This window comes from Edaphobacter sp., from assembly GCF_028283685.1.
Classification (GTDB): domain Bacteria; phylum Acidobacteriota; class Terriglobia; order Terriglobales; family Acidobacteriaceae; genus Edaphobacter.
Genome location: NZ_JAPWKF010000001.1, coordinates 30,684 through 42,630, shown reverse-complemented (window position 1 = coordinate 42,630; position 11,947 = coordinate 30,684). Strand labels below are relative to the sequence as shown.

The following is an 11,947-nucleotide window of genomic DNA, read 5'->3' as shown; positions in this document are numbered from 1 at the left end:
TAACGGCAACCTATGAATTGGCTTATCCTTCTATTCACGCTCGATCTACTGGCAGCGGGGAGGTATTGTGTTGCGCAGACCAACTCGCAACACACGGAGCCTGCACATCGAGAGATACGGCTCAACGGCCTGACAAGTCCGGCAATTGTAAGTGGAACGGTCTTTCTGAGTATCGACGGCGCTCCTTCCAATGCAAAGGTCATCTTTGAGGTGGACGGAAAGCCTATCGATAAGCAGGACGTTGCCCCTTACTGGCTGGGAGGAACCTCCGCAGAGGAGCCACGTGGTTTCAACATCGAAAGCCTGGGCTATGGTGAACACCACATACAGGCCCGCTTTACAGACACTTTAGACCGAACTGATCGGAGCGACATCCTGACGATTCGCGTCATTCGTTCCAACAACGATGCCTTCAGCAAAGACCTTACGCCGTATCCTTCCCGACCACACAATACGACTCATGCTGCACCTCTTTTCCCATGCAAGAACGCTGAAGATTCATTGAACTGCATATCTAACCAAGAGCACAGAAGAGAGATTGAAGCCATGTATCACAATTGGGGCATCGATCTTTTTTTAGATGCAGACGAGGATCGCTCCAACATCCTTCGAAACCTTGCACCCAGAAGCTGGGCTCCTCCCAATAGAAGCGACGGAAAGGCACGTTGGAGCATGATGTTCTCGCGCGACACCGTGTTCTATCACGCGATTCCTGCACAGTGGCCCAGGGTTCCGCTACCGGCAGGATACCTCCACAGCATCCAACTCAATACAGCGCATGGCGGTGACGGCATTGGTTTCGGCCAGGTTTTTGCCAAGACAAGCAGTCCGGAGCTGATCGTCCGGAGCCAGTGGTACAACGTAAGTTCCACCCTTGAGACGATTTCATTTCGCATTCCTGCCGACTGGTCGAAACACTTACCCACCACTGTAGCTGGAGACCGCCATGTGATCTTCATTGATCCGCAAAGCAGATCGTTCGTCAGCACCTACAAAGCATCCATCAATCCATCTTCGGGGTCTCCCAATGCGCTCTATGCGGCGGGGCCTACCCCGTTTGATTCGATGGGAGACAGAGGCGGCTCCATTGCGGCAAATTTCGCGGAGCTTCCACTCCTCATCCAACCCGGCGAAAGCACGGATCCGGCAAAGCCTATATCCCATGCCATCGGCGGTCCCGTTCGCCGAATCTGGGCCGCTCGAGCCTATCCTGCGAGCGCCTGGGACGCAGGTGCAAGCACAGCTAAAGATTCCTGTTCAGGGCAGGGGGCGATGAATACCGGCCTCGTCCCCTATGGGGGAATCATTCAACTAGACCCCAAGCTCGACCTCAAAACGCTAGACCTGTCACTGCCCGCATTCCGCATCCTTGAAGCGATGCAGACGTACGGCTACTACGTGATGGATTATGGCTGTGCGGACTTGGATATCTACACAGCGCTAGACGCCGACGAATTCGAACCTTACGGGGGGCTGTGGGGATCTCAGCGAGGTGTCGGCGTACAAAACGAGATCCAACGCATTCTGAATATAAGCACGCTCTACGTCGTGGCTCCACTGATTAAGCGGCAATAACTCTCATTTCAAATGCACGGACTACAGCGAGAACTATTTCTACAATCAAAACGCAGCCAAGGGTTGAGAGCCCATCCCGGGCTGCATTTATGCGGAGTCCCCTTCTAAAGCGCTCGCATTTTCGCTAGAAGACATGCCTAACCAGCGTTGAAGTTCCGATGGCCGAAGAGGTTTGAGAATGAGAAGCGTGTAGAGGTGGCCTCCCATTCTCAATCTTATCTTCCGATTAGTAATACAGTTTGAGTGCCAGTTGAATCTGTCGTGGATCGCGCGCGGCGGTCACGTAACCGAATTGACTGCTTCCCATAACAGTCGAGTTGATTCCGTTCTGCGGCCCCGGAGCCGCGAAAAGGAAGTTCGTATGGTTGAGCACGTTGAACAACTCCGCCCGGAATTCAAGGTGTGTGGTCTCATGAATGGGAACTTCCTTCATCAGCGAGGCATCCCAGCTAATCATGCCCGGCCCCTTCAGGCTATTGAGCGAAACATTTCCGAATGAACCAAGTGCAGGATCCGCAAACGCGCAGGTATTGAAGTAAGTTCCTGCGACACACGGCTTATCGGAGGCCTTCACTCCTGGAACAAAGTCAGGACGCTGCTGACCATCAGAGTTCGCAAAACCAGCGTTCGAGTCCGTCACCGTGAAGTATGTTCCGGTGGAAAGCGTAGCAATCCCGGAAGTTTGCCATCCGCCGATGACCACGTTTGCAAAATTTCCCATATTGCCCAGGAGAAGTTTCCCGCGGCCGATCGGCAGCTGGTAAGTGTAGCTGGCAACAAAACGATGCCGCACATCGAAGTCGAGATTGCCGTACTCCCATTCGGGGTGCTTGCTCCACCGGAAGCTATCGTTATTCTGCGAACCGAGATTCGCATTGGACGAATTGCCGAGCGCGTGGCTGTAGGTGTAATTCACCAGTGCCGAAAGGCCATTGCCAAATCGATGCTCCACGCGCGCTTGCAGGCCGTCGTAGAAGGAATAACCCCATCCATTTAAGTTGCTGATGGATGCATTGATCATCGGAAACGGTCTTCTGGATGCCGTTGGCGATGAGGCATCCGCAGTTGGCGCAGCCTGGTTCAGGTTGCTGAAGGTATACAGCTTCGTCCCCTTGGAGCCTACATATCCCAGCTCCAGCACAGTCGAGGTGCCTGCCTGGTACTGAAGCGTGCCGTGCCACTGGATGACATAAGGCGTACGAAGACGTGGATTCTCCGAAAAGAGATTTGGGGTATTCGGATCGCTCAGAGACGTACTCGGAAATCCATTCGAAAGCTGTTCCAAACCTGGGACAGAACAGTCGACAGCACTTCCGGTATAAGCCGACTGGCTACAATTCGCATTGAAGCTCTGACTCGAGAAATACGGTGGGTTGAATCCTGGACTTGGGTTGCTGTACGGTCCATTTTCATCGCCGTTGAAGAACATACCGAATCCTGAGCGATATAAGAGATTCTTCGAGATGCTGTAGGCCAGACCAACACGTGGAGCAAAGTTATTGCGGTCTGCCGCAATCAGTGCGTTTGGAGCATTGTGATTGACGGTCAGCAACGTGGCCAGTGTGGGCGTCAGGGACACATTGCTGCTGCGAGGAATATCGAGCTGGCCTGTATCAGGATTGAAATTCGCCTGAGCATTATGCCGCTCGGTGATGGGAGAGTAATACTCGTAGCGGATGCCAAGGTTGAATGTAAGCCGGGGCGTTACGCGCCAATCGTCCAGCGCGAAGACGCTCCATGCATTGCGGAAGTAATCGACGTTGTTCAAGTTGTTGATTCCGCCACTTCCCGGTTGCCCTGTCAGCAGCGTTGCAAATCCACTTCCGCCAGATCCTTGGGCTGCAGGATTGTCGGTGTATTGCGTTCCGAACGACAGGTAGCCGCGCGGAGCCGCAGGCTGATAGATCGTAAACTCCTGCCTGCGCACCTCCCCACCAAACTTGAGGCTGTGGCTGCCCATCACCCTGGTCAACGTGTCGGAGAGGATGTACGTGTTTTGAATTTCATTCGATGGAAGATAGGTTGGACTGCCAATCGTCGCCATGTCGTTGAACGAGAGTTGCGGAAGGCCGCCGTTGTCCGTACCTGGAGTATAGGGGACACCCGGGAAGCCTATTGTTCCCGAAACATCTTCACCGTAGTTGAATTGATAACGGCTTGAATGAAGCCTGTTGTAGCCGATGCGAAACTCATTGACCAGCTTCGGGGAAAAGATATGCGTCTCACTCGCCGCGATGCTATATCCATTGTTCTGCTCGATACCGGTGAAGAAGCCTCCTCCATCGGCGAGTCCTGTAAACGGTCCTGGGATGACAGCAGGCTGGCGCGACATGCTGAAGCGATAGAACGCAGTATCGTTATGTCCAAGCGTCTGATCGACACGAGCATCGCCCTGATCACGGTTGCGGGTTTGGATGGGATTGTAAGCGTAGTTGTAACCAGAACCGTTGTAGTTTGGCTGTGGGTAAAGGGCTGCCAGCTTCGCGCCAAGGCCATCCTGCCTGCTCGCCGGAATCACATTGGAGGGCAGGTTACCGTTATAGCCGAATGGAACTCCGCAGTAGCCGCTGCTGCTCGCAGCAGATGCCTGGGTCTTCTTCGTATCGAAGAGCTCTCCTGCATAGGTCGACATTCCGTTGCAGTCGCTGACTCCGGTTGGTGACGATAGATCAAGCTGACTGGAGAAATCTCCATTTCGCTGTGCCTGCGTAGGAACCAGGGCAACATCCGTCAGTCCTTGGCGAATACGGAGGCCTTCATAGTCCACGAAGAAAAAGAGCTTATTGCGGACGATCGGGCCGCCCAGCGTCGCGCCAAATTGGTTCTGCTTATAGGGTGGACGGCGCGTATCAAAATAGTTGCGGGCATCGAAGGCCTCATTGCGAAGAAACTCGTAGACCACTCCGTGAAATTGATTCGTACCGCTCTTAAGCGAAGCATTCACCACCGCACCGGTAGCGCGTCCGAATTCAGCCGAATAGGAATTCGTGCTTACGCGAAATTCTTGCAACGCATCGACCGAAGGCATGATGACATAGTTTGTCTCGTTCAGGAGGTCCGGGAGATACGAGTTGTTGTCGATTCCATCAAGCAGAAAGTTATTCTGCAGCGAGCGGGCTCCGTTGGCACTGAAACCATAGCCACTTTCATCACGCGATCCGGGCTCGCTCATCGTGACACCGGCAGATAGCTGGGCAAGCTGCACGGGATTTCTACCATTGAGTGAAAGATTCACCATCGTCTGGCTGTCGATCAGCTGAGAGCGCTCCGACGTGCTGGTCTCCAGCAGTGGAGCTCGCTCCGTTACAGTGATCACTTCATTGTTCGAGCCTGTTTGCAGCTTGGAGTCCAGCTGCTGGCGTTGCTGGACATCAACTTTGACCGCGGAGAAGACCGTGGGACGAAAACCGTCCGCCGAGATCGTCACCGTGTAGGTGCCAATCTTTACGGGACTAAGTGTCCACTGGCCCGCACTATCACTTTGCACATTGTAGGTCGCGTTGGTTTCGGTCTGTTTCGCCAGAACCTTTGCCCCAGGAACAACGGCCCCTGTTCCATCGGTGACTAGTCCCTGAAGAGTCGCGGAATCTTTCTGGGCAAAGAGGGAGAGGGGGCTAAGAGTAAGTAGCATGAAGGCTGCACGGCGTGCGAGGTGGTGCATATTACCTCCTGTTCGCTTCGTTTACGTTGTATTACTGTTTATATCTTTTATGATCTTTGTTAGCGCAGTCTAATCGCGAAAAAATAACATGTCAAAACTTTTGTTTGGCTAAACACTCCAATCGAAATAAGGAAAAAGTATTTGACAATTCCTTTTGTCGCGATCTTGGAAACCAAATCGAAATAAAAAGCAATTACAGCTAATGACTGATGCTTCCGCTCTGAAGGTCTCGCGAAAAGCCAGATCGAGGATGCCTCCTATGCCCTCCGGCCTTTGCCTATGGTCGCTGCTCGCATTCCGTCAGGTGCGCGGTCTATTTATGTTGAGAAGGCGTCCTTCGGAGTGAACTGCAGCACATGTCTAACTTGTGCATGAGCGCTGAAATAGCAGCTCGATTCGTCGAATTTGACGGCCTTTACAGAAGGGCGTGGGGAAATCGGGAACCTGCTGGCTGGATGTGGCAGGTGCCGGTGCAACGGGAAGTTCCTGCGCCGCTATTGGCGTGCCAGCACAAAGGAATACCTCCACGGATAGCCCAGGCGACATCCACCCCAAGACGCCTTTACCGCATAGAAGATCGATAAAAAGGAAAGAGCCCGGTTCCCCGGACTCTTTCCTTGCGAAATTGCTGAAGCTACCTAGACATTGCGAAACATCTGCTTGATACCGCGCAACGCCTGTCGCGTCCTCTCCTCATTTTCGATGAGGGAGAAACGGACATAGCCATCACCGTGTTCGCCAAAGCCTACACCGGGGCTGACGGCCACCTTGGCCTCGGTCAAGAGCTTCTTGGAGAACTCAATGGAGCCGAGCGAGCGATACTGTTCCGGGATCTTCGCCCAGGCAAACATCGTCGCCTTTGGCAGCTCGACCGGCCAGCCCAACTTGTTCAGTCCCGGAACCAGAACGTCGCGACGGCTCTTATAGTTCTCGACGATCTCCTTAACGCAATCCTGCGGGCCTTCCAGGGCCTGGATCGAAGCAACCTGGATCGGCGTAAAGGTGCCGTAGTCAAAGTAGCTCTTGATACGCCCCAGTGCGGCGACAAGCTGCTTGTTCCCCACCATGAAACCGACACGCCAGCCTGGCATGTTATAGCTCTTGGAGAGCGTGAAGAACTCAACCGCAATATCCTTGGCGCCGGGAACCTCGAGCACGCTTGGAGCGCGGTAGCCATCAAAGACCAGATCGGCATAGGCCAGATCATGAATCAGAAAGATGCCGAGTTCCTTGCAGAGAGGCACCAACCGCTCGAAGAACTGAAGGTCGACACACTGTGTCGTTGGGTTGGCTGGAAAGTTGAGGATGAGGATCTTCGGTCTCGGCTCCATACGCGGCAACTCATATTCCAGGCGCGCCAGAACCTCGTCGGCGGTTGAGTCCGCGATATTGATGCTTTGCACGCGCGATCCGGCGATCACAGGACCGAAGATGTGGATGGGATAGCTGGGATTCGGCACGGCGACGGTATCGGCATCATCCAGCACCGCGAGGCACAGATGGGCAATACCCTCTTTGGAGCCGATCGTGACGATCGCCTCGGTCTCAGGGTCGATATCGACGTTGTAGCGTGTCTTGTACCAGTTGGAGATCGCACGGCGCAGGCGCGGGATACCACGCGACAGCGAATAGCGGTGTGTCTGCGTCTTCTGCGCCGCCTCGATCAGCTTATCGACGATATTCTTCGGGGTTGCCCCATCGGGATTTCCCATCCCGAAGTCAATGATGTCTTCACCGCGTTTACGGGCTGCTGCCTTCATCTCGCCCGTAATGTTGAACACATACGCCGGCAGTCTCTTCAGTCTTCTGAACTCGTCCATTGCCCTACCGCTCACCCTCGTAGAAACATCATGCATTACAAAGCGGCCGCTCTATATAGCGGCCGCAGGAAAAATCTGCGTCCGCTACTTCGCGGTTACTGCGATTGCGATGGGGAGGCTCTTTGGCGGGTAGCACGCCGCGTGATCGCAGGCCTGATACCGCAGCGTTGCTTCAACGGTATGCGTGCCCGCAGTCGCAACCACTGGAACCTTGACCTTGAAGGTCCCTGTATAGACATCCAGCTTCTCGTTTGGCTCGAAGCTGAAGCTATAGGAGATTCCCGCAGGATACTCCGGTACCGCGGTCGTTACACCCTGCACAGGCTTCAGTGTGAGATTGGTGGGAATCAGTAGCTCAGATTTCGGGGTATGCGAGTTCACATGGTAGCCCTCGGCCACCTTGAAGATCAGCTCGATGGTCGACTTCTTCCCTGCCTGAACCGCCTGCTCCTCTGCCGTGTAGGCAATATACTGCTTCGGCTTTACCGCAGGACCATTCAAGCCGCCTAACTGGGCGAACGAAGCTGTACTTACTCCCAGCAGAACTCCGACCATCACCATCGAACGCATCACATCCCACCTGCCTGCGTCGAACCCGAAGCGATCACCTTTTTGATGTTGGCCTCAATCTGATCCTTCGAGCCCAGACCAGCTGTCTGCTCGACGATCACACCGTTGCGATCCACATAGAACGACATGGGCAGCACTTCGAGGCCACCATAGGTGGTCTGCACCTTACCGTCGGTCAACAGGATGGGATACGTGACACCAGCCTTGCCCGCGACCTTGGCGATCAGGTCCTTGCCAGCATCGGCATCATCGGTCAGCCCCAGGATCTCGAATCCCTGCGCGGCGTATTGCTTGCGAAACTCTTCAAACCAAGGCATCTCGACCTTGCAGGGTCCACACCACGTCGCCCAGAAGTTCACTAGAACCGGGCGTCCTTTGTAGTCCGCCAGCGAAACCTTCTTCCCCTCCAAGTCGGTCAGCGAGAAGGCGGGTGCAACTTTACCGAGCATCTGCGGCATATCGCCTGCGGATTCGCCGCCTTTATCGGGTATCAGCATCACCTGGCTATCGCGCGCCTTCTGCATCGCCAGCTTGCGCTCCCGCAGGTTGTGCCAGCCAGCCCACAGCATCAGCGCAATGCCGGCTACCATTACGCCAAGAACCAGTACTCTCCGCATCGCTTTGCCTGTTATCCTTCCGCCCGCAAAGAACGCTGGGCCATCTTATTCAGTTTAGACGCAAACCGGGCTTTTCGGTGGCAGATAGCATGCGCCGTGCTCTGCTAACCTCAGTACGATGTCCGACTACGCCACAGGATCGCCAGCGCCCTCATCGTTCATCCGGATCGAGGCCAAGGCCCTTGAAGAACTTGCAGCCAGGCTCGACGGCACGATGTTGGGCCATTTTGAGCAGGCCGTTTCTCTACTGCTGGATTCGTTCGCTCGCCGCAGCCGCGTCATTGTGACTGGAATCGGCAAGAGCGGCCTCATCGCCCGCAAGATTGCGGCAACGCTGCGCTCGACCGGAACGCCGGCACATTACCTGCACCCCGCCGAAGCCATCCATGGCGACTTAGGAATGCTGTCGCGCGGTGATACCGTTATTGCCCTGTCGGCAAGCGGTGAGACCGAAGAGCTGCTTCGCCTGATTCCCTTGCTGAAGAGGCTGGCAGACAGGCTGATCGTCTTCTGTGGCAACGCAAACTCAACCCTCGCTGAGGCAGGCGATGTGGTGCTGGACACCAGCGTCTCCGCAGAGGCATGCCCAAACAATCTTGCTCCCACCGCCTCCACCACCGTGATGCTAGCCTTGGGGGATGCCCTTGCGCTCGAGGTAAGCCGCCGTCGCGGCTGGAAGGCCGAGGACTTTGCCGAACTTCACCCCGGCGGCCGACTTGGCAAGAAGCTAGCGCGAGTATCTGACCTGATGCACACGGGTGATGCCCTTCCCCACGTGGGTCCATCGACGCCCATGCCCGACGTCATCTATGAGATGTCCCGAAAACAACTGGGCATGACGACCGTTCTCGATGGAGATGGCCAGCTGCTGGGCATGATCTCGGACGGCGACCTGCGCCGCCTGTTGGAGCGCGACGGCGGCAAGGCCCTCGACCATGCCGCCGAAAATATCATGAACGTCGCCCCTCTGACGATTGCAGGATCTGCCTTCGCATCCTCTGCCCTGGCGCTAATGGAGGAGAAGAAGATTACCTCTCTGATCGTCGTCCGCTCTAACGGACAGGCTGAGGGTGTGCTGCACCTGCACGACCTTTGGACGCTGGAGCTGCTCTAAAGCCCCGCCTACCATCATGTCTCCGCCTGGACGCCGTAGCTGATGCCGCCGCTCTTGTTCTGATAAATCGTGCCTCCCACCACCCATCACGTAGATCCTACGGAACGTTATAATCAAAAGACTTAGCAGAAGATATCGGGAGATATCAGGAATGGCATTTCTCATTGCTCCAATCTGCTGAAGCTCTTGAACGCTACGCCCCGCTCAGGGTTCGCATCAGCTCGCCGACACGAGGTCTCCATGAATGATCAGATTGTTCCTGTTGAACCTGGCGAATTATGCGACAGAGATCTATCCCTCATCCTTGAGAGCTTTGGGATAAATCAGGTTCACCGGACTCCCACATATCAGTTTCAAATGCGCAGAACGCAGACGGGCGAAACGCTCGGCACCATTCGCCTGCGGATAGGCTCATCCGAGCACATCCATCGGTACGCAGGACACATCGGCTACAGCGTGCTACCTGAGCATCGCGGGCACCGCATGGCAGCACGAAGCGTCCTGCTGCTCACTCCGTTGGCAGCCAAACTTGAGATCGACCCGCTGTGGATCACCTGCGATCCTGAGAATATGGCATCCAGAAGATCCCTGGAACTGGCCGGCGCAGAGTTCGTAGAGATAGTTGAGGTCCCTTCGGACTGCATCATTCACCAGTCAGGACATCCCAAAAAGTGCCGCTATCGGCTGTCCACCGGCGATTCTGCGCAACTCCACTGCGGAAGTTAGAATAGGAAAGATTAAACCGAACGGACAGAAAAGGTTATACAGACGCATGCATCGCTGGTCCCAACTTTTTATTCCAACCCTTCGTGAGGCCCCAGCAGACGCCGAGGTCGCAAGCCACAAGCTCCTCCTGCGCGCCGGATACATCCGCCAGCTGGGCTCTGGTATCTACAGCTACCTGTTTCTGGGCAATCGCTCGGTCAACAAGATCGTCGCCATCGTGCGCGAAGAGATGGACAAGGTCGGCCAGGAGTTCCTGCTGCCCGCGCTGAATCCTCGCGAAGTGTGGGAAGAGTCAGGCCGCTGGGCAGTGATGGGTGAAAACATGTTCCGCCTGAAGGACCGCAAGGGCGCCGACCTGTGCCTTGGCATGACGCACGAAGAGGTCATGACCTCGATCGCCCGCAATGAACTGCGCAGCTATAAACAGCTGCCACAGATCTGGTATCAGATCCAGACGAAGTTTCGCGACGAGCCGCGTCCCAAGTCGGGTCTGCTGCGCGTGCGCCAGTTCATCATGAAGGACGCCTACTCGTTCGATATCGATGAGGCAGGCCTGGACGAAAGCTACAACAAGCATGACAAGGCCTACCGCACGATCTTCAAGCGCTGTGGTCTGGACTTCATCGCCGTCGAAGCAGATTCGGGCGCCATGGGAGGGTCGGCCTCGCAGGAGTTCATGGTCTACACCGATGCCGGTGAGGATCTGATTGCCAGCTCCGCATCGGGATACGCTGCAAATCTCGAGAAGGCGACCTCTCGTCTCGAGGCTATCGAGGATCTGGCTCCTACCGGCGACGGTCTGCCGGAGCTTGTTCACACGCCAAATCAGCGCACCATCGAAGAGGTCGGCACCTTTCTGAGCGTGAAGCCGCAGTACCAGATCAAGACGATGGCCTACATTGCGGAACTGCCTAAAGCCGACCACGCCAAGCTGGGTAAGACGCGTCCGGTCGTCGTCTTCCTGCGCGGCGATCACTCTCTGAATGAGGCGAAGCTTGGAGCCATCAGCGGTGGCGAGCTGCGTCCGATGACTCCAGAGGAGATTGTCGAAGTCTTCAAGGCTCCCGCAGGCTATCTCGGCCCCATCGGCGTCGAACCGGCACCTCATCCGAAGAAGCCGGGAACGCTTGTCATCCTCGACAAGGCTCTCGAAGGACGCACGAACCTGATCGCTGGCGCGAATAAAGAGGAATATCACCTCCGTAACATGACTCCCATGCGCGACTTCAAACCGACGCTGGTGGCTGACGTGCGCAATATCCTCGAAGGCGAGGGCTGCCCGATTGACGGTTCTCCGCTGCGCCTGGGTAAGGCCGTCGAAATCGGACACATCTTCAAGCTCGGCTACAAGTATTCGAAGTCGATGGGTGCCTCTGTGTTGAATCGAGACGGCAAAGAGGTTACACCGATCATGGGCAGCTACGGCATCGGTATCGAGCGCATTCTTACCTCTGCCATCGAGTCCTCGGCAGCGGCAAACGGCGGATCGGCCTACGCCCTGCATCCGGCGATCGCTCCGTTCCAAGTTGTCGTCACTATTACGAACGTACGCGGACGCCAGTCTGCTGGCTGCAGGAGAACAGGTAGCCGCTGAACTCTCCGCCAAGGGGCTCGATGTCCTGCTCGACGACCGTGATGAGCGGGCGGGCGTGAAGTTTAAAGACGCCGATCTGATCGGCATCCCCTATCGAATCAACATCGGACGCGGTGTCGCCGAAGGTAAGGTTGAATTCGTTGACCGGCTGAGCAAACAGACGCAAGATGTTGCACTGGATCAGGCCGCAAGCCTGGTAACGAATCAGATAACATCGGCCCTACAACCTTAGCTCCCCGGTAGCGCAGTCAAACGTCATATAAGAAAGAG

At 55.6% G+C, this 11,947-nt stretch carries 7 protein-coding genes and 1 pseudogene; 4 read left to right on the top strand and 4 right to left on the bottom strand.

Translation table 11 applies throughout. From position 1 onward, the window contains the following. Positions 1–12: 12 nt before the first annotated feature. Positions 13–1,575: a hypothetical protein gene (locus tag PW789_RS00155; protein WP_299370022.1), complete on the top strand. Its 1,563-nt coding sequence runs from the start codon at positions 13–15 to the stop codon at positions 1,573–1,575. 226 nt (positions 1,576–1,801) lie between these two features. Here PW789_RS00155 and PW789_RS00150 read toward each other — a convergent pair whose 3' ends face one another. From PW789_RS00150 to PW789_RS00135, 4 genes are all read right to left on the bottom strand, one after another. Beyond that, positions 1,802–5,236: a TonB-dependent receptor gene (locus tag PW789_RS00150; protein WP_299370020.1), complete on the bottom strand. Its 3,435-nt coding sequence runs from the start codon at positions 5,234–5,236 to the stop codon at positions 1,802–1,804. Positions 5,237–5,874: 638 nt separating this feature from the next. Then, a complete protein-coding gene (gene alaC / locus PW789_RS00145) occupies positions 5,875–7,056 on the bottom strand; it encodes an alanine transaminase (RefSeq protein ID WP_299370018.1) in 1,182 nt (393 codons plus the stop codon). Positions 7,057–7,140: 84 nt separating this feature from the next. Then, a complete protein-coding gene (locus PW789_RS00140) occupies positions 7,141–7,626 on the bottom strand; it encodes a protein-disulfide reductase DsbD N-terminal domain-containing protein (RefSeq protein ID WP_299370016.1) in 486 nt (161 codons plus the stop codon). After that, a complete protein-coding gene (locus tag PW789_RS00135; protein WP_299370014.1) occupies positions 7,626–8,243 on the bottom strand; it encodes a TlpA disulfide reductase family protein in 618 nt (205 codons plus the stop codon). Before PW789_RS00135 ends, PW789_RS00140 begins: the two co-directional genes overlap by 1 nt. Before the next feature lie 118 nt (positions 8,244–8,361). On the opposite strand from PW789_RS00135, the gene PW789_RS00130 reads away from it, so the two are divergent. The 3 genes and pseudogenes from PW789_RS00130 (at position 8,362) to PW789_RS00120 (ending at position 11,909) form a co-directional block, all read left to right on the top strand. Next, positions 8,362–9,357, top strand: a complete 996-nt coding sequence (locus PW789_RS00130) for a KpsF/GutQ family sugar-phosphate isomerase (RefSeq protein WP_299370012.1) — start codon at positions 8,362–8,364, stop codon at positions 9,355–9,357. A 240-nt stretch (positions 9,358–9,597) separates the two neighbouring features. Then, positions 9,598–10,083 carry a GNAT family N-acetyltransferase gene (locus PW789_RS00125; protein ID WP_299370010.1) on the top strand — a complete coding sequence of 162 codons (486 nt, stop codon included), beginning with the start codon at positions 9,598–9,600 and terminating at the stop codon, positions 10,081–10,083. Positions 10,084–10,129: 46 nt separating this feature from the next. Beyond that, positions 10,130–11,909 (top strand): annotated as a pseudogene (locus PW789_RS00120) (proline--tRNA ligase). The last annotated feature ends 38 nt before the right edge of the window (positions 11,910–11,947 follow it).

Bases quoted from the DNA above. Each gene is read 5' to 3' on its own strand.
- PW789_RS00155 (WP_299370022.1), top strand. From the start codon at position 13: ATGAATTGGCTTATCCTTCTATTCACGCTCGATCTACTGGCAGCGGGG.
- PW789_RS00150 (WP_299370020.1), bottom strand. From the start codon at position 5,236: ATGCACCACCTCGCACGCCGTGCAGCCTTCATGCTACTTACTCTTAGC.
- alaC (WP_299370018.1), bottom strand. From the start codon at position 7,056: ATGGACGAGTTCAGAAGACTGAAGAGACTGCCGGCGTATGTGTTCAAC.
- PW789_RS00140 (WP_299370016.1), bottom strand. From the start codon at position 7,626: ATGCGTTCGATGGTGATGGTCGGAGTTCTGCTGGGAGTAAGTACAGCT.
- PW789_RS00135 (WP_299370014.1), bottom strand. From the start codon at position 8,243: ATGCGGAGAGTACTGGTTCTTGGCGTAATGGTAGCCGGCATTGCGCTG.
- PW789_RS00130 (WP_299370012.1), top strand. From the start codon at position 8,362: ATGTCCGACTACGCCACAGGATCGCCAGCGCCCTCATCGTTCATCCGG.
- PW789_RS00125 (WP_299370010.1), top strand. From the start codon at position 9,598: ATGAATGATCAGATTGTTCCTGTTGAACCTGGCGAATTATGCGACAGA.